This window comes from Actinocrinis sp. (assembly GCF_035653575.1).
Taxonomy (GTDB): Bacteria; Actinomycetota; Actinomycetes; order Streptomycetales; family Catenulisporaceae; genus Actinocrinis.
On sequence record NZ_DASRBQ010000176.1, the window covers coordinates 1 to 23042 of the forward strand.

Sequence of the window (23042 nt, forward strand, 5' to 3'; positions counted from 1 at the left end):
GGCTCGTGGTTGCTTTGGCCCACCTGCCCGCCCCGCTCCGCGCCCTCGCCTAGCGGCTCGCCCGCTCCACGGACTCAGGGCGCTGCCGCGCACGGGCTGCGCCCTGAACGCTGCGCTGTCCCTCCGGGCCGCTCCGCTAGCCGCCCGTCACCTTAGTGCTCCGCGCGAGTTCACCGCGCCGGGCAACGTTCGCGCCGCGCCTGCAACGGCAAATGCGTGGCACGATCGACGCGCGTCGAGGAGGATGGGTTCGCTGGCTGACCCTTCGTCGGGTGCGTCGGAGGGCCATTGCCATGACCGAAAGCAAAGCTTCGATCTCTCCCCCTCCCTTGCCACGCTGGTTCGGACCCAGAGCTAGTCCGGATGACCCGGCCGTCTCGGCCCTGATCGCCCGCGTCGCGAGCGGGGCCGGATGGGCAGACCTCGGCGGTGAGTTCAATCTCAACCTGCGGATAGACGCTGAGCCGCCGATTGTCCTTCGGATTCACAGACCCTGGGTCCGCCGCGGGCGGGTCGCGGGACTGCGGCGCCTGCGCGAGCGCCTCCAGCGGACGCAAGCTCGCGTCGCTCGGCCGATTCCGAGTTCCGGCCGCGACCTGCTGAAGGTCGCAGATCGCTGGGCCGAGACTGAGGAATTCATCGACCACGTGCGGCCACCTGCGAACGAGGATTCCTACGTGCGCCTATTCGAGGAGCTCGGACGCCTTCACACGGCGCTCAAGGCAGTCTGGGAGCCCAGTGCGCCCGAACCCCTCGACGACCACAGAACCTTCGGCCAACTGCGCTACTCGGTCGGCTTCACACGCCGCAGGCTCGGACCCCGCAGCGAACCGCTCGTGCTTCGGATGCGCCAACTAACTGGCGAGCTCTCCAAACTCCGCAAGCAGGTCGAACTGCCACGCGCTCCCATTCATGGGGACTACAAAATAGCCAACGCCGGAGAGCTGTCAGACGGCTCATGGGCTACCTTCGACCTGGATTTCGCGCGAGTCAGGGAGCGGCTGTACGACATCGCGGCCAGCCTGCACCACGCCGCACCGGACGGCGAATCGCTCCAGCCGCGACGACTGCTCGACGCCTACGAAAGCACGGCTCCCGAACCGCTCACTCGTGACGAGCACCGATGGCTCCCCGCGGCTCTAGCCCTCATACCCCTGCACTGGGCTGCCACCGCAGGGCTCGTGGGTAACGACATCCACAAGGCCGAGAATGCAATGACCGCCGCAGAGGCCTGGTGGTCGCGCCGAGCTGAACTCTCGTCGTAGTCAACCGGGCACGTGACCGGCGCCGAAGCTGCTAACCCGCGGTCCGCCGCAGCGACTTCCCGTCGCCGAGGCGGACCGGGCGGCTCACGGCGCTACGCGGCTGCGGCGCCTCCGCGCACGCGCTGGATGGTGTCGCGGTACCAGTGCGCGCTGAGTTTTGGGATGCGCTGCTGCGTCGCGTAGTCCACTCGGACGATGCCGAAACGCTTGTCGTACCCGTATGCCCACTCGAAGTTGTCCAGCAGCGACCAGACGAAGTAGCCGCGGATGTCGGTGCCGGATTCGCGCGCCTGCTGGACCGCCGCGATGTGGGAGGCGAGGTAGTCGATGCGGTCGCGGTCGGCCACGAAGCCGGTCGCGTCCGGCTCGTCCCGGAAGGCCGCGCCGTTCTCCGTGACGAAGACCGGCACGCCCGGGTAGTCGCGGCCGATGCGGGTGAGCAGTTCCGCGAAGTCGTCGGGCATGATCTCCCAGCCCATCGCCGTCTGCGGCAGGCCGTAGAGCACGCCGCGGCCGATCGGGTGGCCGTTGCCGTCGCGATCGCGCCCGTCCTCGTCGACTCCGGAGCTTCGCATGCTGAAGTAGTAGTTGACGCCGAGGGTGTCGAGCTTCGCGGAGATGGTCCGCAGATCCCCGTCCTCGATCGGGAGGTGCACGTCGCGGGCCGCGAGGTCGGCGAGCACGTCCTCGGGGTAGCGGCCGTGCCAGATCGGGTCGAGGTAGATGCGGGTACCGAGGCCGTCGGCGCGGCGGGCGGCTTCGAGGTCGGCGAGAGAGTCTGTCGCGGGCTTCGCGGTGCTCAGGTTGAGCGTGATGCCGAGCTCCAGCGGGTTTCCTTGGTTCGCCGCGCGCAGCCGTTCCACCGCGAGCCCGTGGCCGAGCAGGAGGTGGTGGATCGCGTGCATGCCGGCCGCGAAGTCGCGGCGTCCGGGGGCCTGCACCCCTTCGACGTAGCCGAGCATCGCCGAGCACCACGGTTCGTTGAGCGTGGTCCAGTGCGCGACGCGGTCGCCGAGCCTGGTGTATACGAGCTCTGCGTAGTCCGCGAAGCGGTAGGCCGTGTCGCGGTTCGGCCAGCCGCCGGCGTCCTCGAGCTCCTGCGGAAGGTCCCAGTGGTACAGGGTGACCCAGGGTTCGATGTCGTTGGCCAGCAGCTCGTCGACGAGCCGGTCGTAGAACGCGATTCCGGCCGGGTTCGCAGGGCCCTTACCTCCGGGCTGCACGCGCGGCCAGCCGATGGAGAACCGGTACGCGTCCAGGCCCAGCTCGCGGATCAGCGCCACGTCCTGCGGCATCCGGCGGTAGTGGTCGCAGGCGGCGTCCCCGGTGTCCCCGTTGTCGACCGCGCCGGGCACGCGGCAGAAGGTGTCCCAGATCGAGGGGGTGCGCCCGTCCGCGTCCACGGCCCCTTCGATCTGGTACGCGGAGGTCGCCGTGCCCCACCGGAAGGTGGCCGGCAAGCGGTCGATGGTGCTGTCGTAACGGGTCGTCACGCGGGCGTCCGCCGTCGCGGCAGTGGTGTCCATGATTCTCCTGTTTCAGGCGCGCGGCACCGTTCCCCCGTCGTAGGGCGCTGATGCTCGCTGTGAAATTCGACGCGTTCAGACCGTGCTGTCGGCGGCGGACTGCTTTGCGGGCGTTCCCGAGGCGACCGGGTGCAGCCAGCAGGCAACGGTGCGCTCGCCGTGTTGTTGCGGGTCACCGGGCGCGCCGAGCACCGGGATCTCGCGCGAGCACGGGTCGAACGCCTTGGGGCAGCGCGGGTGGAACGAGCACCCCGAAGGAAGGGAGCGCGGGTCAGGCGGCGAGCCGGGGATGCCCGCCAGTTCCCGGCGCGGGCCGCGCAGCGCGGGGAACGAGTGCAGCAGGCCGTCGCTGTAAGGGTGCAGCGGATCGCGGTAGATCTGCGCGGCGGGCGCCTCCTCGACGATGCGGCCGCCGTACATGATCGCGATCCGGTCGGCGAACTCGACCAGCAGCGACAGGTCGTGGGTGATGAAGATCACTGAGAAGTCCAGCCGCTTACGCAGCCGGCTGAACACCCCGAGGATCTGGCGCTGCATCACCACGTCCAGCGCGGTGGTCGGCTCGTCCATGATGACGATGCGCGGTTCCAGCGCCAACGCCATGCCGATCATCACCCGCTGCCGCATGCCTCCGGACAGCTGGTGCGGGTAGCTGTCCAGCCGGTCGGCCGGGATGCCGACCAGGCCGAGCAGCTCACGCGCGCGTTCCAGGCGCTCGGCGCGGCCGAGCTCGGGCTTGTGCGCCTTGAGCACGTCAGTGAGCTGAGTCGAGATCTTGTCGACCGGGTTGAGCGCGTTCATCGCGGCCTGGAAGACGATCGAGGTCTGCGCCCAGCGGAATTCGCGCAGTCCGGCGGGACTGAGTGCGAGCACGTCGACCGGCTCCGAGCCGTCACCAGGGTGATAGACGACCTTGCCGTCGGCCACCACGCCGGGCGGCGGGAGCAGCCGGGTCAGGCCGTAGGCGAGGGTGGATTTGCCGCTGCCGCTCTCCCCGGCGAGGCCGAGCACCTCGCCGCGGCGCAGGGTCAGATTCACCTCGCTGACCGCGCGCACGGCCCGGTCGCCGACGCCGTAGTCGACGCTGAGGCCGGAGATCTCCAGCACGCTGTTCTCCGCGACCGAGTCACCGGGATCCGTGCGGTCCGGGGCCGGTCCGTCCACGTGAAGGGTCACCGCGCACCGTCCTCGGCGTCGATTTCAGAGATCTGACTCGCGGCGGCGCGCGCGAGAGCCGGTTCACCGCGGTGCGCGAGGACCGGGGTGAAGCCGACGCGCATGCGGACCTTGCGGCCGGTGTAGTCGCGCACCGTGGCACTGCCGCTGCTGCGCAGTCTCGGGTTGACCAGTTCGTCGATGCCGAAGTTCAGCAGCGAGAGCGCGGTGCCGAGCAGCGCGATCGCGAGACCGGCCGGGACGAACCACCACCAGGCGCCGATGGCCAGCGCCTCCTGGCTCTGCGCCCAGTACAGGATCGCGCCCCAGTTCCATTCGTAGAGCCCTTGCACGCCGATGAAGGCGAGCGCGACCTCGGTCATGATCGCGTAGATCACGGTGCCGACGAAGGAGGAGGCGATGATCGCGGTCAGGTTGGGCAGGATCTCGAAGATCACGATCCGCCACACCGGTTCCCCCGCGGCGCGGGCGGCCTCGACGAAGTCTCTTCGGCGCAGCGAGAGCGTCTGGGCTCGCAGGACTCTGGCTCCCCAGGCCCACGAGGTCAGCCCGATGACCAGCGCCACCACCCAGTCGCCGCCGGTCGGGATCGCGGTGGTGATGATGATGATCAGCGGGAGCGCCGGGATGACCAGGAACACGTTGGAGACCGCGGACAGGCCCTCGCCGCCGGCCCCGCCGAGGTAGCCGGAGGTCACGCCGAAGAGCACTGCGACGATGGTGGCGACCACTCCGGCGAAGAAGCCCACGAACATGACGCTGCGGGTGCCGTCGAGCACCTGGCTGAAGATGTCCTGGCCGATGTGCGTGGTGCCGAACCAGTGCTTGGCCGAGGGGCCCTGCAGGATGTCGCTGCTGCGCTGCGAGGGGTCGTAGGGGGCGATCAGCGGCCCGATGATCGCGATCAGCAGGAACACGGCCAGGATGGCCAGGCCCACGGCCACCTTCCGGTTCGACAGCAGCCGCATGCGCAGCCGCCGCGGGGTCGCCGCGGCCGAGCCTGCGACGGGTTCCTGCGGGGTGACGGCGTCCACGCCGGGCGCGGTGACGGCCATCGGTCAGCCCTCCCTTCGGGTACGCGGGTCCAGCGCCATGTAGGCGAGGTCGGCCAGGAAGTTGGCGGCCAGCACGGAGAGCGTGATGACCAGGAAGATGCCCTGCATCAGCGGATAGTCCTTCTGCCCGATCGCGGACACCAGTTCCAGGCCGACTCCGGGGTAGGAGAACACGTACTCGACCAGGAAGGTGCCGCCGACCACGAGGCCCAGGGCCATTCCGAACCCTGACACGCTCGGCAGCAGCGCGTTGCGCGCGGCGTACCCGAGCATGACCCGCCGCTCGGAGAGTCCCTTGGCGTGCGCGACGGTCACGTAGTCCTCGCTGCTGACCGTCACCACCATGTTGCGCATGCCCATCAGCCAGCCGGCCACGGACGTCACGATGATGGTCGCCGCAGGCAGCAGGCTGTGTTTGAAAGCGCTGCCGACGAACGCGCCGTTCCAGCCGGGGATCAGGCCCGGGTCGTATCCGCCTGCCGAGGGAAGGAAGCTGTTGACGCCGGTGAACGCGGCGATCGCGAGCAGCGCCAGCCAGAAGTACGGGATCGAGGCGAAGAAGGTGGTGATCGGCATCAGCAGGTCGGCCAGGCTGCCGCGCCGCCAGCCGACCACGACACCGAGCAGCGTGCCGATGGCAAAGCTGAGGATCGTCGCCACGCCGACCAGGGTGATGGTCCAGGGCAGGCTCTGCGCCAGCACCGTGGAGACCGGGGTCGGGAAGGAGTGGAAGGAGATGCCCAGGTCGCCGCGCAGCAGCTGCCCAAGGTAGGAGATGTACTGCTGGAAGATGCCCTGCTGCTTGTCCAGGCCGAACAGCACGGTCAGCGAGTGCACCGCCTGCGTGCTGATCTGGCCCTGATATTCGGCGATCAGCGAGTCCACCGGGTTGCCCGGGGTCAGTCGCGGAACGAAGAAGTTGATGGTGATCGCGGCCCACGCGGTGAAGAGGTAGAACGCGAGACGCTGGGCGAAGTACCTCATGCTGCCGCACCTGCCTCGCCGTTGGTGTGGGCGCCGCCGTCGGCGTGTTCGGGTGAGTAGAGCCAGCAGGCGGCCCAGTGCGTGGGGTTCGCGGAATCGGCGGACCCGGCTGGCTCAGCGCTCTGCGACGCAGGTCCGCCGACGGTGAACCGGGGCGGGACCTGCACGGTGCACACGTCCATCGCGTGCGGACAACGCGGATGGAACCGGCAGCCGCTCGGCGGATGGATCAGGCTGGCGACCTCGCCGGTGCCCTCGTCGACCGACGGTTCATCGGCCGGGGAGGCGCTGCCGTTCAAGGCGCTGCCGTTTTGCGCACTGCCGTTCAAGGCGCTGCCGTTGGCGTGGGAGGCGATCCGGTCCGGGTCCGGCGCGGAGTTGATCAGCAGCCTGGTATACGGATGCGCCGGCTGCTGCGTGACGCTCTCGCTGTCTCCGCCCTCGACGATCCGGCCCGCGTACATCACCTGCGTCTCGTCGGCGAAGTAGCGCGCCGACGCGATGTCGTGCGTGATGTACAGGATCGCCAGGTGCATCTGCTCTTTGAGATCGCGCAGCAGGTTCAGGATGCCGAGCCGGATGGAGACATCGAGCATTGATACCGGCTCGTCGGCCAGCAGCGCCTCCGGCCCCGCGGCCAGGGCGCGCGCGATGGCGACCCGCTGGCGCTGGCCTCCGGAAAGCTCGTGCGGGAATTTGTCGATGTACCGCTCCGGCGGGGTGAGCTGCACCTTGGTCAGCAGATCCGCCAGCGCGGCCTCGGTCTCCTCCCGGCCGCGGCCGACCCGGTTGTGCACGCGCAGCGCCCTGGTCAGGTGGTAGCGCACCGTGTGCACCGGGTTGAGCGAGGCGAACGGGTCCTGGAAGATCATCTGCACCCGGCCGCTGTACGCGCGGAACTTGCGTCCGCCGCGCACCGTGGTCTCCGTGCCGTGCAGCCGGATCGCGCCACCGGTGCGCGGGTAGAGCTGCGCGAGCAGGCGGGCTACAGTCGACTTGCCCGACCCGGACTCGCCGACCAGCGCGGTGACCCGGCCGCGGCGCAGCAGCAGGGTCACGTCGTCCACGGCGTGGACCACCGTGCGCTCGCCCGAGAACGCCGCGCGCAGCTGCCGGCGCACCGGGAAGTGCTTGGTCAGATCCTCGGCCTCCAGGACTACCTCGGCAGCCCCGCCCGCCGGCGAGGAGGTCTCGCTCAGCGTCGTCATCGTGCTTCTCCTTGGAAGATCGCCGCGTCACCCGCCGTCCGGCCCTGCGCCCCGGGCTCCGCGAAGGGTGCGGGGCCCGAGGCGAGGGCGGTGGCGGCCGAATTCGGAGTGCGGCCGAGTCCGGCCGGCTCGGGTGACCTGATCTCAGATCGTCAGGACGTGGCCGGGGTCAGGTGCATGATCACGTCGAGCGACTGGGTCAGCGTCGGCTGGATCGGCATGTACGAGTTCGAATCGTCCGGCCAGCCGGTCCAGTGCTTCGTGGAGTACTCGGCGCCGTAGTTCCCGGCCGAGGTCGGGATCATGGGCGCCTGCTCCACCATGATCTGCTCCAGCGTGTTCAGCGCGTTGGTGCGGGTGGCGTCGTCGGTGGCGTTGGCGTACTGCTGCAGCGCCTGGGTGGCCTGCGGGCTGTTGAAGCGCCCGTAGTTGCCCGAGTTGGCCGCCTGGCCGATCGGCACCAGGGCCGCGCCGTCCATGATGTTCTCGTACATGTCGTACGGGGTCGCCCCGCCGTTGCTCCAGTGCATCGCGGCCTGGAACTTGCCGGTGGCGATGTTGCTGAACCACGCGTCGGTGTCGGCCTTGTCGATGGTGGCGGCGATGCCGATGGACTTGAGGTTGTCCGAGATGATCGACAGATCGGTCTGGTAGTCGCTCCAGCCGGCCGGGTCGGTCAGCGTGAGGGTGACCGCCTTTCCGCTCGGGTCCATCAGGGTGCTGCCGTTGTAGGTGAAGCCGTGCGCGGTCAGCAGGGCCTTCGCGTCGGCGGCGGTCTTCTGGCCGTTGACGCCCTTGTACTGCGCGGAGACGAAGCTGTCGCCGGCGGGCGAGGGCAGTCCGGTGACGTTGTCGATCTCCGGCTTGAAGTAGCCTGATTCGCCCTCGTTGAAGATGTCCGCTCGGTTGATCACCATGCCGACGGCCTGGCGCAGGTACTGGTTGTCCCAGGGCTTGACCGTGGTGTTGAACCACAGGCCGTCCGCGCTCAGCGACGGCGGGAACCACAGCTTGTAGTGCGGGTCGCGGCCGGCGAAGACGGTCTTGGCGTCCGGGATGAAGACGTAGCTCCACTCGGTCGCGCCGGTCACCAGCGCCTGGGTCTCGGTGTCGTTGCCGGTGTAGGTGCTGTAGCGCAGCTCGCCGACCTTCGGCGGCGCCTGCCAGTAGCCGCTGCTGCGCACGTCGAGGGTGATGGTCTGCGGGGTGAAGGTCTTGAGCGTGTACGGGCCGGTGCCGACCGGGTTGGTGACGGTGTCCGTCGTCGGGTCCTTCATCGCCGACCAGATCTTCTTCGGCACCACGAAGGTGGACAGCACCTTGGCCTGGATCACGTACACGGACTGGGTGAAGGTGACGGTCACCTGGTTGCCCGAGACGCTGACGGTGTTGATCGGCAGGGCGTTGGAGTTCAGCGCCGTGTACTGCTTCAGGATCGAGAAGGAGTAGGCCACGTCGTCGGGCGTCATCGCGGAGCCGTCGGAGAACTTGACTCCGTCGCGCACGGTGAAGGTGACCGACTTGTAGTCGGTGGCGAAGTTCCACGCGGTGGCCAGCCACGGGGTCGGCTTCGAGTTCGGGTCGGTCAGGTTGACCATCGCCAGCGGTTCGTAGATGACGTACCGGTAGCCCAGGTGCGCGGACGCCGAGGTGGCCAGGTAGGGGTTGTTGTTATCCTTCTCGGAAGCTCCGTCGGGCATGCTGATGTTCAGAACGCCGGACGCGCTGGTTTTTCCGCCGTTCGACGTGCCCGACGAATTGCCGCCGCAAGCGGTCAGCGTGGCCAAGGCCATACTGCCCGCGAGGAAGGCGGTGATTGAGCGGTTCACACGCATGGGTCCTCATTTCGACGTGGCTTGTCACTGTGGAGTGCGGCTCGCCGTACGGATGGGGGCTGCCGCCCCGGCGCCTGGCATGCGCCGGAAGCGGTGTGTGACGGGTCGGGTGGGGGCGTTGGCGCGTCCCCGCCTGACTTGTCATGCGTTGCTGAGCGGAGCAGTGGATTCGAGCATTCGGATCTGTCGTGCGGTTATCGCGGTGCTGACTGCTTGTGCTGCGTGCGGTGCGGGATTGTGCGGGGTTGGTGATCGTGCTGTGCGGGTGTATCAGCTTGCTGTGTAGCGGGTCGTGCCGTGTTACGCGCTCTGCGCCGCGGTGGAGCCCCGGAGGACCAGCGTGGTGGGCAGGACGATCGGGTCGACGGTGAGCGGAGTTCCGTCGAAATGGCCCATGAGCGCGCGGGCCGCGGTCTCGCCCATTTCGCGAAGCGGCTGGTGCACCGTGGTCAACGGCGGGTCGGTGTACGAAGCCTGCGGTACGTCGTCGAAGCCGACGACGGCCACGTCCTTCGGCACGTGCAGTCCGGCCTCGCGCAGCGCCTGGATCGCCCCGGCCGCGGACAGGTCGTTGTGCGCGAACACCGCGTCGAACCCCGGGTCGGTCGCCTTGAGCAGCCGGCCGGCCTTGAGCAGCCGCCCGATCTCGGCGTGTCCGCCCTCGAAGTTGAAGTCGCCGTCCACCACCCGCCAGGGCTCGAGCGGCAGCCCGGCCTCGGCGTAGACCTCGGCGAAACCGGCCAGCCGCTCCTGGGTGCAGCCCAGGTCCTCCGGGCCGCTGACCACGATCGGCCGGGTGCGGCCGATCGCGAGCAGATGGCGCGCGGCCTCCTGCGCCCCGGCCCGGTTGGTGGTGCCCACCGAGGGGAACTCCGGCTGGTGGCCCCGGTCGTCGATGAGCACGACCGGCAAGCCGCCACGGTGCAGTCCCGCGATGAACTCCAGGGTGCCCTCGGGCTCGATGACCAGCAGCCCGTCGAAGGACTTGGCAGAGGCCTGCGACGCGAAGCGCTGCAGCGACTGCTCGCCCTTGCTGCAGCTGAACACCAGCAGGCCGTAGCCCTCCTCCTCGACCGCGTCGGCGACGCCCTGCAGGACCTCGCCGATCCACGGCCAGCTGAGCGACGGAACCAGCATGCCCAGCACACGGGTACGCCCGCGGGCCAGGCTTACCGCCCCGGCGCTCGGCACGTACCCGAGTTCCTGGATGACCCGGCGCACCCGCGCCGCGGTCGACGGGTCGAGTTCGCCCTTGCCGTTGAGCACCCGGGAGACCGTGGTCTTGCTGACGCCGGCGCGGGCGGCGACGTCGGCCATCGTGATCGGCACGGCGGTCACCTCCTCACCTCGTTGTCAGGGTTTTGAGCGCGCTCGACCTGCGCAATCGCAGGTCCGGACGGTCCGGGCCGAGCCCGGAACCGATTCCGGAACCGGTTCCGTGGCTGGTATGAAACAGGGCCGCGGCAATCCAGTCAAGACCCCGAACACTACGGCCGGGTAACGGTGTGCGGATTCGGCAACGTTTCCGGAAGCCTCGCCCGGACCCTTGACAGCGGCCCGCGCAGACCGGGAACCTGCACGGGGGAGAGCGCTCTCCAACGGGCCGGGCGGGACCGGGAGGAAAGGGAACGCGGATGCTGGGCGCGCACAACGGCGACCGACTCGACGCGGAGGGCGAAGAGCACTCGGGGTATGGGTACTCGGAGCACTCGGGCGAAAAACCCTCTGACGGGAGCGGGCAACCCGGGCGCGAGTCCTCGCTCCCCTCGCATCGCTCGGCTGTGAGCGATCTCAGCATCCAGTTCGACCAGCGGATCGCCGCGCTGACCCTGGACCAGAAAATCAGGCTGCTGTCAGGCGCGTCGGTGTTCCGCACCGCGGCCGAGCCCGCCGCGGGCTTGCACGCGATGATCGCCTCCGACGGACCGATCGGCGTGCGCGGCGAGCGCTGGGACGAGCGGGACACCGCGCTCGCGCTGCCCTCGGCGACCGCGATGGCTGCCACCTGGGACGAGGAGCTGGTGCAGCGGCTGGGCCAAGTGCTCGCCGGCGAGGCACGCCGCAAGGGCGTGCACCTGCTGCTCGCCCCCACCCTGAACCTGCACCGCTCTCCCGCGGGCGGCCGCCACTTCGAGTGCTTCTCTGAGGATCCGCTGCTCACCGGGCGGATCGGCGCGGCGTATATCAGGGGCGTGCAAAGCGGCGGAGTCTCCGCGACCGCGAAGCACTATGTGGCCAACGACAGTGAGACCGAACGGCTGACCCTGGACGCGCGCGTCGACGAACGCACGCTGCGCGAGGTGTACCTGGCCCCGTTCGAGGCGGCCGTGGCCGCAGGCGTGTGGACCGTGATGTCCGCGTACAACTCGGTCAACGGCACGACTATGTCCGAGAGTCCGCTGCTCGCGGAGCCGTTGAAGGGCGAATGGGGCTTCGACGGCCTGGTGATCTCGGACTGGGGCGCGGTGCGCTCGACGGTCGACTCCGCACTCGCGTCGCAGGATCTTGCGATGCCTGGTCCCAATGCGCACTGGGGCGAGCCGCTGCTGGCCGCCGTGCGCGACGGGCTGGTCCCGGAGTCGGCGATCGACGAGAAGCTGCGCCGGATCTTCCGGCTCGCGCAGCGGGTCGGCGCGCTCGACACAGCGGACCGCGCGACGCCGGAGAACGCGCGTGACTTCGACCCGTTGTCGGCTTCCGAAGCTCGCGCCTTGTTGCGCGACGCTGTCGCTCGTAGCAGTGTCCTGTTGCGCAACGAGGAGAACCTGCTGCCGCTCGACCGTGCGGACCTGCGCAGCGTCGCTGTGATCGGCCCTAATGCCGCGACGGCGCGCATTCAGGGCGGCGGCAGCGCCAGCGTCTTTCCGGCAACGACGGTCACGCCCCTCGACGGGATCCGCGCAGCCCTGGCCGATATCGCAAAGGTCGAATACGCAGCCGGCGTGCACGTGTCGGTTCGGCCGACTCCGCTCACGCCGCAGAACTCTGTCGATCCGTTAACCGGCGAGCCCGGCGTCCGCGTCCGCTACCTGGATGCCGATGGCGCCGAGGTGCACAGCGAGCGGCGGCTGAGCGGCCGGATCCTCGAACCCTCGGTCGACTCCGCGTCGCTGGAGGCCGAATTCGTCGAGGTGAGCGCACGGTTTCTGCCCGACGTCGGCGGCACGTGGAAGGTCGGTGTGGTCGGCCTCGGCGAGGTCTCACTGAGCACCGATGGCAGAGTGCTGATCGACGAACTTGTGCAGCCGGAATCCGACGATCCGACCTACGTGCACGTCTCGCCCTCCTTCCGACAGGCGGCACTCCACACCCGGCCCGGCATCCCCGTCGAGCTGGTGGCACGCCGTCGCCTCTCCCCCACGACCGGGCTGGCGGTGGCGCTGACCGCCGATCCGCCGCGCCGCGACAGCGAGGACGAACTCGCGGCGGCCGTCGCGCTGGCGAAGTCCGCCGACGCGGCGATCGTGGTGGTCGGCACGACGGACGAGATCGAGAGCGAGGGCTTCGACCGCGCCGAGCTCGGGCTGCCCGGGCGGCAGGATGAGCTGGTGGCGGCGGTCACGGCGGTCAATCCGCGCACCGTCGTGCTGGTGAACTCGGGCGGTCCGGTGCTGCTGCCGTGGCTCGAGGACGTGCCGGCGGTGCTGCTGACCTGGTTCCCGGGGCAGGAGGCCGGCGCCGGGATCGCGGACGTGCTCTTCGGCGCCGCGGAGCCGACCGGCCGGCTGCCGACGACCTGGGGCGCGGCCGCGGCCGATGTGCCGATCCTGGACACGGCGCCGGTCAAGGGCGTGCTCGATTACGACGAGGGCCTGCACATCGGCTACCGCGCGTGGCTGCGTTCGCAGCGTTTGCAGCGTCCGCAGAGGTCTGATGGGCAGGGTGCTGACAGGCTGCCCGCTCCCCCGCTGTTCTGGTTCGGCCACGGCCTCGGCTACACCACGTGGCGTTACGAAGGCGTCCGCGTGCCGCGGAAGGTCGAGCACGGCCAGCCGTTCACCGTGCACGTGACGGTGCGAAACAGCGGCCACAGAACGGGTCGCGAGGTCGTTCAGGTGTATCTGAGCCGGACGGAGAGCGCGCTCGATCGGCCCGCGCGCTGGCTGGCCGGGTACGCACTCGTGGAGGCGCAGCCCGGCGAGGAGGTGACGGTTCCGGTGGCCGTCCAGCCGAGAGCGCTGCAGCACTGGTCCGTCTCGGCGGGGTGCTGGAGCACCGAACCGGGTGAGTTCACCGTCTTGGCCGGAAACTCGGCCGGCAGCCTGCCTCTCGCGGCGACCATCGCCGTGGACTGAGACGGCGGACACGGCTGAGGACCGGGCCGCCGGTCGCGATTGCGCGACCGGCGGCCCGATTCCGTGCTCGCTTTACGAGTAGATCCCGAACTCGTACAGCGAATAGCCGTACGTGGTCCCGCGTGCGGTGCCGTACATCCGCACGTATCGTCCCGATCCGCTGACGTCGAAGTCGTCGACTCCGCCGATGCCGGTCGTGGTCGAGTAGATCGTCGTCCAGTTCGTGCCGTCGTTCGAGGTCTGGATCTGGTAGGCCTGCCCGTAGGCGTTCTCCCAGACCAGCTGGATGTGCTTGATCGTCGTGGTCTGGCCGAGGTCGACCTGGATCCACTGCGGGTCGCTCCAGTCGGTGGCCCAGCGCGTGGCGAGGTTCCCGTCGGTGGCGTTGCTCGGCGGGAAGGGCGCGCCGGTGCCCGTGCTCTGATACGAGGACGCGGTGGTCGGTTTGCCCTGGGCCACATTCGTGCCGTTCACGGTCGGCGGCACGACCTTCAACGACGCGGTTTGGATGCCGACGTTGCCCTGTCCGTCGTACACGTACACGTTCACCTTCCACACTCCGATGGTGCGTGGAGCGGTGATGGTGAGTGTGCCGCCGTTCGCGGTGAAGGTCGCGCCGCGCAGAGCCGTGCCGGAGTCGATGTACTTGCTGCTCAGGTTGACTCCGTAGCGCAGTTGCGCGCCGGTCGGGCTGCTCGCGCTCACGTTGACCGTGAAGGTTCCTCCGGCGGGTACGGCCGAGGCGTTGTTCACGGTCATGCTCGCGATGACCGGGGCCTGATTCGCCGTGGCGGTTCCGCCGTAGATGTTGCTGACGGTGTAGTAGGCGAGCCGGTGCCAGCCGCCGGTGACCAGGTTGAACCAGATTCCGCCGAAGTCGTTTTCGAGCCCGTAGTTGAACAGCGTCGCGCCGAGAGCGACACCTTTGGCCGCGGTGATGCAGCTCCAGGCGCTCGCGTATCCGGCCGCGGAGGCCTGGTCGGTGTCCTCCAGTGGCACGCCGTTGGCGTCGTTGGGCACTTCCCATTCGCCGGCCGGACCGGACTCGGTCACGATGTAAGGCTTCGTGTATCCGCCGCTATTCCACGCGGACTGGACGTTACACACGGCTCCGTAGGAGTTCACCGCGAGCAGATCCAAGTCGGGTGTGTTGGCCTTGTAGTAGGGCCAGGCGCCGACCCAGGCGTCGGTCGAGGTGACCGGGTGGTTCGGGTCGGCTGCGTGGATGGCCTGCACGATCTGCTCGACGTACTGGGCGTAGGCGTTCCGCTCGGCTTCCAGTTGGGTACCTGAGTACGTGTTCTGCAACGTGAGCAGCACCTCGTTGCCGACGTCCCACATCAGCACCGCGCCGTTGTTCTTGTACTGGTTGACGTACTGGATGATCGTGTTGAGCGTGTTGGTCTTGTACGTCGTGTCACCGACGTAATCCTGGCCCTGATTCAGCCAGAATCCGTTGATCACCTTGATGCCGCTGGTGTTCGCCGCGTCCAGCAACGGTTGTGTCGTGCCGTCGGTGCCCCAGGTGCGCACCGTGTTCACGCCCATCGATGCGAGGTCGGGCAGGTAGGTGCTCGCGGCCGCGGTGGGCGGGCCGTAGGTCACCCCCTTGATGTAGTACGGTGCGCCGTTGACCGACAGGCTCCAGTTGCCTTGCGAGCCGGTGACCTTCACGACGCTCGGGTTGCTCGCCGGGGCCGACGGAGTGGTCAGCGGCGGGGGCGCGGTACCTGGCGCCTGCTGCACGGTCACGGACGCGATGCTCATCGTGCCGCCGGAGGAGGTCTGCACGTTCGGCGAGGTGCAGCCGCAGTCGTTGTTGGGGAAGGAGCCGCCGATGGCGAGGTTGAAGATGATGAAGAACCCGTGGTCCACCGCGGCCTGCCAGGTCGCGACCCCCACCTGGGATTCGCTGACCTGCCAGAACTGCTGGCCGTCGACGTACCAGCGGATCTGCTCGTCGGACCTGGTGCGGTCGATGATCTCCGAGTATGTGTGATACGAGGTCTGACAGCCTGCGCAGTACGTCAGGCCACTGGTACGTCCGCTGTACTCGTTGCACGCGCCGCCCGGGGCGACACCACAGTGCAGCGTTCCGGAGACCTGACTACGTGCGTTAACCGACTCCATGATGTCGGACTCGCCCACGGCCGGCCAGGTGCCGCCGGTCCGGTCGCCCGCGCCGAGCGTCCAGAAGGCAGGCCAGTAGCCGATTCCGTTGGCCGGGTTGGGTTGTTTGATCGAGGCGGAGATCTGAAGCATCCCGCCGGCCGGCGCGGCGAAGTCGCTGCGCTGCGATTCGATGCGGCCGGAGGTCCAGGCGCCGTTGTTGTTCAGGGCGGTGATGTTCAGGTGGCCGCCGCCGTCGAGGTAGACGTTGCTGGTCGAGTTCGACATGGTCTCGACCTCGCCGGTGCCCCAGTTCGCCGGGCCGCCGGGCGCGCTCGTGCCGGTGTCCTCGATCCAGTCGGTCGAGGGCGGAGCACTGTTTGCGGCACCGGACAGGTTGGCGCTCCAGACCGTAGACCAGGTCGGCTGCGAACCGGTCGGGCTCGGTGACGGCGACGGGCTACCGCCGCCGCTACCACTGCCGGCGAAGACCTCGAACTCCCACAACGAGTAGCCGTAGCCGGTAGCTCGCGCTGTGCCGTACATCCGCACATAGCGCCCGCTACCGCTCACATTCAGCGTCTGCGTCCCGCCAGTTCCTGTCGTCGTCGAATAGACCGACGTCCAATTGGTCGCGTCATTCGAGACCTGAATCTGGAAAGCCGTCGCGTAGGCCGCCTCCCAGTTCAACGTGACTTGGCAGATCGACTGCGTGCTGCCTAGGTCCACTTGAAGCCACTGGGGATCGCTGAACGCCGACGACCAGCGGGTGCCCGTGTTCCCATCGACCGCATTCGAGGCCGCATATCCCGCGCCTGCGGCCTCGGTCGATGAGGCCGTTGCGGGCTGATTCAGCGCGATGTTCGTCGTACCGCAACTCGGCTGCGACGAACCTAACGTCCCGTATACCTGGAACTCCCACAACGAGTAGCCATAGCCGGTAGCTCGCGCCGTGCCGTACATCCGCACATAGCGACCGCTACCGCTCACACTCAGCGTCTGCGTCCCACCGGAGCCCGTCGTCGTCGAATAGACCGACGTCCAATTGGTCGCGTCATTCGAGACCTGAATCTGGAAGGCCGTCGCGTAAGCCGCCTCCCAGTTCAACGTGACCTGCGTGATGGTCGCCGACGAGCCGAGGTCGACTTGGAGCCACTGGGGATCGCTGAACGCTGACGACCAGCGCGTGCCTGTGTCCCCATCGACTGCGTAGGACGCCGCGTAACCCGCTCCCTCGCTGGACGACGCCGTCGCCGGCTTGCCTTGCGACAGCAGCGTCGAGGCGGCGTGCGCGACTCCGGCGGCCGGCGCGATCAGCGCGTAGGCCGCGAGCCCGAGCGAGATCAGGGCGAGCAACAAGGCCTGCGCCGGTCGGGGGAGGTGGTGCAGCGGTGGCCTGCGGCGCGCTATCGGCGGTTTCGAACCAGCGCTGATCATTGATCACTCCTGATACGGGTGGGTGTCTGCGAATCGGGGCAGGAAGGTGAGTCCGCCAACCGGAGAGCGCTCTCCAGGCGGGTATGCAAAAATGTCCGCATGAGCAAAGACCGCCTCGCTCCTGGCGCCACGCCCACGCTGGAGCACGTCGCCAAGGTCGCCGGGGTGTCCCGCGCGACCGTGTCCCGGGTGATCAACGGCATCCGCAACGTCGATCCACAGCTCCAGGAGATCGTCCGCGCGGCAGTGGAGCAGACGGGCTACGTGCCGAACCAGGCGGCCAGGTCGCTGGTGACGCGGCGGACGAACTCCGTCGCGCTGGTGGTCTCCGAGGCCGAGCACCGCACCTTCGACGACCCTTTCCTCGGCCGCATCTTCACCGACCCCTTCTTCGGGCGGCTGGTCAGCGGAATCATGGGCGTGCTACGGCCACGCGGGGTCACGATGGTGCTGATGCTGGCGGAGAACGACGCCGCGCGCACGCAGCTGATCGGCTACCTCAAGCAAGGGCACGTGGACGGGGTCATCCTGATCTCCTCCAACGTGGACGACCCGCTGCCGGGCCTGCTCACGGACGCCGGGCTGCCGGCGGTGCTCTCCCAGCGCCCGGCCAAGCCGCTGCCGATCAGCTACGTCGACGCGGCGCAGAGCGCGGGGGCGAAACTGGCCGCCGAGCGCCTGATCGCGCGCGGGTGCCGGCGGGTCGCGACCATTTCCGGTCCGCTGGACATGCCGGCCAGCCAGGACCGTCTGGCCGGCTTCCGGGACACGATGGCCCGGCACGGCCACGCGTACGTGCCGTCGGTCGAGGGCAACTTCACCCAGGAGACCGGCGAGCGGGCGATGCTCCAGCTGCTGGAGGAGCACCCTGACATCGACGGCGTCTTCGTCGCCAACGACCTGATGGCGCTGGGCGCGGTCCTGGCGCTGCGCGACGCGGGGCGAAGAGTGCCCGAGGACGTGGCGGTCGTCGGGTTCGACGACAGCAACGCCGCGCAGATGAGCCGCCCGCCGCTCACCACGATCCGCCAGCCGCTCGAGGACATGGCGGCGCAGATGGCGCGGCTGCTGCTGGCCCGAATCGACGACCCGCAGAGCAAGCCGACCTCGGTGATCTTCGAGCCGACGCTGGTCGTGCGCGAGTCCGCGTAGCGGGAACGGAGAGAGCCGAGACGTGCCCGGCTGTGGCGGGCACGGCCGGGCCGAAGGTCGCGGCGAACGGCCGGGCGGTGGTGCGAGGGCCTTGCCGTCTCTCATCGGAGCCTCCAGCCGACCGGGCTCGGAAAGCGCACAGCGGCGGACGGACCCGCCGTCGCGTCAATTGGAGAGCGCTCTCCGCCAGCAAATGTTTCCGCCGCCGCTCGGTTCTGTCAACGCCCGCGCTCGAACTCACGCGGGCCGCGAACACTCAAGATGATCAGTAAACGCAGACTGCGGACCGCTTACGCAGCTGAGCTGCATCGAAGCGGGAACGACGCCCCTGACGTTTTGCGCAACCGGTTACGGAACCGGTTACATTCGTGCGACGCTCTTGACGCGAAAGGCGCCCACGAGTTAAATCACTCCGCGAAGTAAGTCCGGCGGCGCGCGTACATCGCAAGGCGGAGCAGTGTGCGCGCGCCGTCGTTCCCTTCGCGGCCCGGCGGCGCCCGGGCATCCACGGCCAGCAGCGATCATCGGTCCGCCGCTCCCGCGCCATGAAGGGCCGGATCCACGTCCGGGACTGCAGAACGCGGGTTTGCGCCAGCCGTGACGACGCGCATCACGAACCCGGCAGCTTCCTCGGCTTGCGGGGCAGCGGTGAGCCCGCCCAACACCGCGCTGCGCGCTCCGAGGTCGCCAATCAGCACCGCAGCCTGACCCAGGGCGTTGGCATCGTCGCCACACATCGCGACGACCGGTGAGGAACCCAGCTCGCCGGCGAAGGGCCACGATGCGCCGGCGAACAAATGCAGCGCCTTGACTACGTGGGCGCCGACCGCGATCCGGGCGACAAGTTCAGCGGCCGATCCCGTCTCCACAAGCAACCGCCCGGTCGTGTAGTCAACAGGGTTGGTGCAGTCGATGACGGTCTTCCCCGCCAGCCTGCCATCGGGACCGCCGACCAGCCGCAGGGCGTGCTCCAGGCCGGCCCATGAGACCGCAACCACGACGACGTCGGCTTGGTCGGCGAGCCGATTCGGTTCGATCGCCGTCGCAGAAGCACCGAGCTGTTCCACGGCGGCTTTCGCCCGCTCGGGGCTACGGCCGGTGACCACCATCGAGTGCCCGGCGCCCGTCCATGCTTTTCCCAGCGCCACCGCAAGGTTTCCGGTCCCCAGCAGTCCGATCTTCACCTTTGCTCTCCTTCGCCTGGTGAGGTGTCACCACGACGCTAGGAGACCGCCTCCTACCAACCGGTAGGGGCGAGATGCGAGGCTGGGCCGGTGAATGAAGAAGGCTGCGAGACTTTCGTCTCGGACTGTCACGTACGAGCCGCGGTCGAACTCATCAATCATGCGTGGGACCCGCTGGTCCTCTCGGCGCTGCGGATGGGGCCGACCCGACGCAGCGTTCTGCTGGAGCGCCTCGCTGGGGCAAGCGACAAGGTGCTGACCGAGTCGCTCCGGCGCCTGGCCTCGCGCGGCCTTGCCACAAAGACGCCCCGCAGCTCAGGGCGTGACGCCGCTGTCTACGAACTCACCGCGCTGGGGGCGTCCTTCGCTAGCGGCCCGCTGGCTCATCTGGCCGAGTGGGCAGCAGAGAATCAGGCCGCATGACCCGGGGACGCACCGCGGTCAGCCGCGAGCCGCCGCCGATGACGCGCCGGCCGCCGCAGCCTGCGCCGGGGCGGGGCCGGTGGATCCGCGCACGACGAGTTCGGGTTCGAACAGCAGCTCGTCGGCGGTGACGGTCGCGCCCTCGATCTGGCCGACGAGCATCGCGACGGCGGCGCGGCCCATCGCCTCGATCGGCTGGCGCACGGTGCTCAGGGGCGGGTCGGTGCAGCTCATCAGCGAGGAGTCGTCGTAGCCGACCACTGAGATCTGGTCGGGGACGCGCAGGCCGGCCCGCCGCGCCGCGCGGACCGCGCCGAGGGCGATCAGGTCGCTGCCGCAGACGATTCCGGTGATGCCGCGGGCGATCAGCCGCGACGCCGCCGCCTGGCCGCCTTCCAGGGAGAACATGGCGCGCTCGATCCAGTCGGCCTCGAACGCCAGGCCGCTCTTCGCCGCCGCCGTCTCGAACGCCGCCTGCTTGCGGCGCGAGGGCATGTGGTCCGCCGGGCCGAGGATCAGGCCGATGCGCTCGTGTCCGAGCGCCGCGAGGTGGCCGAACGCCTGCTCGACCGCGACCGCGTCGTCCGTGGAGACGCGCGGGAAGTCCAGGTGCTCGGCCGCCGCGTTCACAAGGACCACGGGCAGCCGCAGCTCCAGCAGCTTGAGGTAGTGCTGGTGCGGCGCGTCCGCCTCCGCGTAGTGACCCCCGGCGAACACGACGCCTGATACCTGCTGCTCCAGCAGCATCTCGACGTAGTCCGCCTCGGACAGCCCGCCGGCGGTGCGCGTGCACAGCACCGGCGTGAAGCCGCGCTGCGCCAGTGCCCCGCCGACCACCTCGGCCAGCGCGGGGAAGATCGGGTTCTGCAGCTCCGGCAGCACCAGCCCGATCAGCCGGGCCCGCTCGCCGCGCAGCTGCGTAGGCCGCTCATAGCCGAGCACGTCCAGCGCCGTCAGGATGGCGGCGCGGGTCCCCTCGGCCACCCCGGGCTTGCCGTTCAAGACCCGGCTGACCGTGGCCTCACTGACCCCGGCCTTCTTCGCCACTTCCGCAAGCCTTCGCGACATGCCGCAAGAATAGCGCACCGCATTGCAAGTGGCTGCAAGGATTCCGTTGCCGTTGTCAACGATTTGCAGCGCGCTGCAGGGACCGTCAGCCGCTCTTCGCCCGGCATTACCGGCGGCGACACCTGGAGGCCACGGACCGTCGATTTGGTGTGCGGTGGATATCCGCACCACAGGTCACAGGAGCCCACCCATGCCCGATTCACGCCGCCCCGCGACCGACTCATCCCAGCCAGCATCACCCCAGCCAGCACCACCACTGTCCCGCCGCCGCTTCCTCGGCACGGCCGCCGGGACCGCCGCGGCGGCCGGGGCGCTGCCGCTGCTCGCCCCCGCGATGGCCGAAGCGCTCGCCGAACCGGCCGGGCGCGGTTCGCTCGACGAGATCGAGCACGTCGTGATCCTGATGCAGGAGAACCGCTCCTTCGACCACTACTACGGCACCATGAGCGGCGTGCGCGGCTTCGGCGACCGCGCGGCCCTGCAACTGCCCACCGGCCGGGACGTGTTCCACCAGCCTGCCGCCACACGCACCGACGGCGGCTACCTGCTGCCCTTCCACGTAGACACGCGGAAGGTGGACGGCCAGGATCTCGGCGACCTCGACCACAGCTGGACCGGCACCCACGCGGCCTACGACAGCGGGCGATACGACCAGTGGATCGCCGCCAAGTCGCAGATGACGATGGGCTACTTCACCGAGACGGACATCCCGTTCCATCGCGCGCTCGCCGACGCGTTCACCATCAGCGACGCCTACCACTGCTCGATTCAGGGCCCGACGACGCCGAACCGGTTGTACCTGTGGACCGGCACGATCGACCCCGAGGGCATCGCCGGCGGCCCGATCATCTACAACCCCGACGACTATCTTCCGGTGCTGAGCTGGACGACTTACCCCGAGCGGCTCCAGGCGGCCGGGATCTCGTGGCGGGTCTACGCGAACAACGAGGTCGGCGACGACCCGTCCGGGCACCCCTTCGTCGGCGACTACGGCGACAATCCGCTGTGGCTGTTCCGCGCCTACCACGACGCGCTGGCCTCCTCGGACCCGAAGGTCCGGCAACTCGCCGAGCGCGCCGGCGTCTTCGAGACCTGGCAGCCGGATTCCGGCCAGGGCAAGAGCACCAAGCACGTGCTGTCGGACTTCATCGCGGACATCAAGGCGGGCACGCTCCCGGCTGTCTCCTGGGTCGTCGCTCCGTACGGCTACTGCGAGCACCCGGCGGCGCGGCCGGTCGACGGCGCCGCCTACACCCAGACGATGCTCGAGGCGATCTGGTCGGACCCGAAGCTGTGGCGCAACACGGTCGTGCTGATCACCTACGACGAGAACGACGGCTTCTTCGACCACGTGGTACCGGCCACCGCGCCGACCGGAACCCCCGGCGAGTTCGTCGGCGGACTGCCGATCGGCCTCGGCCCGCGCGTGCCGCTCACGCTGATCTCGCCGTGGTCGCGCGGCGGCTGGGTGGATTCGGCGGTGGCGGACCACACCTCGGTGCTGCGGTTCCTGGAGTGCTGGACCGGCGTGCGCGAGCCGAACATCTCGGCGTGGCGGCGCGTGGTGTGCTCGGACTTGACCGGAGCTTTCGACTTCGGTCGCAGAAACTTGACGCTTCCGGTGCTGCCCGACACCTCGATGCTGCGTAAGCTAGCCGACCAGACGCAGCCGGGCCTGCCGGCTCGGACGCCTCCGGCGCCGGGCGCGCAGAGCATGCCGAGGCAGGACCCTGGCACTCGTCCGGCCCGCGCGCTGCCGTATCAGCCCACGGCGAACGCGCGGCTCAGTGCGGGCGGCACGCGGCTGACGCTGGGTCTCGCGAACGGCGGCGCGGGCTCGGTGCACCTGCAGGTCTACCAGGCGGAGGGATCGGGAGTCACGATGACCGGGTACGACGTGGCGCCGCGCGGCAACGCGGGCCCGATCGATCTGGCTGTCGCAGGACCCTATGACGTGACAGTGCACGGCCCGAACGGCTTCCTGACCCATTTCGCCGGCAACACGCTCACCAGCGGCGCGGGCGTCGAGGTGACCGCGGACGTGGCGCAGGACGGCGAGCTGCGGCTGACCGCGAGCAACCGGACCCGTGCCGATGTCGAGCTGAGCGTGCGGGACCTGCTTCCGCGGGAGGCGGGGCACGGCGGCGCGGAGAAGTCCACGACAGTGTGGCTGGCCGCGGGCGAGCACGAGACGCTGCGCTTCGACCCGCTGCGGACGGCGCACGGCTGGTACGACCTGTCGGTGACCATCTCGGCCGACCCGGCGTACGTGCGGCGCTTCGCCGGTCACATCGAGAACGGCAAGGCGAGCGTCACCGGCTGACC

General features: G+C 69.2%; 15 protein-coding genes. 5 read left to right on the plus strand and 10 right to left on the minus strand.

Features of this window, described 5'->3' with window-relative positions; translation table 11 throughout:
• The first annotated feature begins 293 nt into the window (after window positions 1–293).
• Window positions 294–1265, plus strand: coding sequence for a phosphotransferase (locus VFA06_RS23755; RefSeq protein ID WP_324842918.1), 972 nt, complete (start codon window positions 294–296; stop codon window positions 1263–1265).
• A gap of 92 nt (window positions 1266–1357) precedes the next feature.
• On the opposite strand, the gene VFA06_RS23760 is transcribed toward VFA06_RS23755, so the two are convergent.
• From VFA06_RS23760 to VFA06_RS23790, 7 genes are all read right to left on the minus strand, one after another.
• A complete protein-coding gene (locus VFA06_RS23760; protein ID WP_324842919.1) occupies window positions 1358–2791 on the minus strand; it encodes a GH1 family beta-glucosidase in 1434 nt (477 codons plus the stop codon).
• A 75-nt stretch (window positions 2792–2866) separates the two neighbouring features.
• Entirely contained in the window at window positions 2867–3898 is a 1032-nt protein-coding gene (locus VFA06_RS23765) for an ABC transporter ATP-binding protein (RefSeq protein WP_414639954.1), read from the minus strand.
• Between the two features lie 65 nt (window positions 3899–3963).
• The gene (locus tag VFA06_RS23770; RefSeq protein WP_324842921.1) at window positions 3964–5022 is read right to left on the minus strand and encodes an ABC transporter permease; all 1059 of its coding nucleotides are present in this window, start codon (window positions 5020–5022) and stop codon (window positions 3964–3966) included.
• A gap of 3 nt (window positions 5023–5025) precedes the next feature.
• Window positions 5026–6006, minus strand: a complete 981-nt coding sequence (locus VFA06_RS23775) for an ABC transporter permease (protein ID WP_324842922.1) — start codon at window positions 6004–6006, stop codon at window positions 5026–5028.
• On the minus strand, window positions 6003–7214 hold the full coding sequence (locus VFA06_RS23780; protein ID WP_324842923.1) for an ABC transporter ATP-binding protein: 1212 nt from the start codon (window positions 7212–7214) through the stop codon (window positions 6003–6005). The genes VFA06_RS23775 and VFA06_RS23780 overlap by 4 nt, the downstream gene beginning before the upstream one ends.
• A gap of 152 nt (window positions 7215–7366) precedes the next feature.
• Window positions 7367–9049, minus strand: a complete 1683-nt coding sequence (locus VFA06_RS23785; RefSeq protein WP_324842924.1) for an ABC transporter substrate-binding protein — start codon at window positions 9047–9049, stop codon at window positions 7367–7369.
• Between the two features lie 300 nt (window positions 9050–9349).
• A complete protein-coding gene (locus VFA06_RS23790) occupies window positions 9350–10378 on the minus strand; it encodes a LacI family DNA-binding transcriptional regulator (RefSeq protein WP_349260323.1) in 1029 nt (342 codons plus the stop codon).
• Window positions 10379–10830: 452 nt separating this feature from the next.
• On the opposite strand from VFA06_RS23790, the gene VFA06_RS23795 reads away from it, so the two are divergent.
• The gene (locus VFA06_RS23795; protein ID WP_324842926.1) at window positions 10831–13344 is read left to right on the plus strand and encodes a glycoside hydrolase family 3 C-terminal domain-containing protein; all 2514 of its coding nucleotides are present in this window, start codon (window positions 10831–10833) and stop codon (window positions 13342–13344) included.
• 72 nt (window positions 13345–13416) lie between these two features.
• On the opposite strand, the gene VFA06_RS23800 is transcribed toward VFA06_RS23795, so the two are convergent.
• Complete coding sequence (locus VFA06_RS23800; RefSeq protein WP_324842927.1) at window positions 13417–16890, minus strand: discoidin domain-containing protein; 3474 nt, start codon at window positions 16888–16890, stop codon at window positions 13417–13419.
• A gap of 99 nt (window positions 16891–16989) precedes the next feature.
• Between VFA06_RS23800 and VFA06_RS23805 the strand changes: the two genes are divergently transcribed.
• On the plus strand, window positions 16990–18042 hold the full coding sequence (locus VFA06_RS23805; protein WP_324842928.1) for a LacI family DNA-binding transcriptional regulator: 1053 nt from the start codon (window positions 16990–16992) through the stop codon (window positions 18040–18042).
• 521 nt (window positions 18043–18563) lie between these two features.
• Here VFA06_RS23805 and VFA06_RS23810 read toward each other — a convergent pair.
• Complete coding sequence (locus tag VFA06_RS23810; RefSeq protein WP_324842929.1) at window positions 18564–19226, minus strand: NADPH-dependent F420 reductase; 663 nt, start codon at window positions 19224–19226, stop codon at window positions 18564–18566.
• A gap of 90 nt (window positions 19227–19316) precedes the next feature.
• On the opposite strand from VFA06_RS23810, the gene VFA06_RS23815 reads away from it, so the two are divergent.
• Entirely contained in the window at window positions 19317–19649 is a 333-nt protein-coding gene (locus tag VFA06_RS23815; RefSeq protein ID WP_324842930.1) for a helix-turn-helix domain-containing protein, read from the plus strand.
• An 18-nt stretch (window positions 19650–19667) separates the two neighbouring features.
• Here VFA06_RS23815 and VFA06_RS23820 read toward each other — a convergent pair whose 3' ends face one another.
• Window positions 19668–20717 (minus strand): LacI family DNA-binding transcriptional regulator, encoded by a 1050-nt coding sequence (locus VFA06_RS23820; protein WP_324842932.1) that lies wholly within the window; start codon window positions 20715–20717, stop codon window positions 19668–19670.
• Window positions 20718–20907: 190 nt separating this feature from the next.
• Here VFA06_RS23820 and VFA06_RS23825 point away from each other — a divergent pair, with 190 nt between their 5' ends.
• The gene (locus tag VFA06_RS23825; protein WP_324842933.1) at window positions 20908–23040 is read left to right on the plus strand and encodes a phosphocholine-specific phospholipase C; all 2133 of its coding nucleotides are present in this window, start codon (window positions 20908–20910) and stop codon (window positions 23038–23040) included.
• Window positions 23041–23042: the final 2 nt, after the last annotated feature.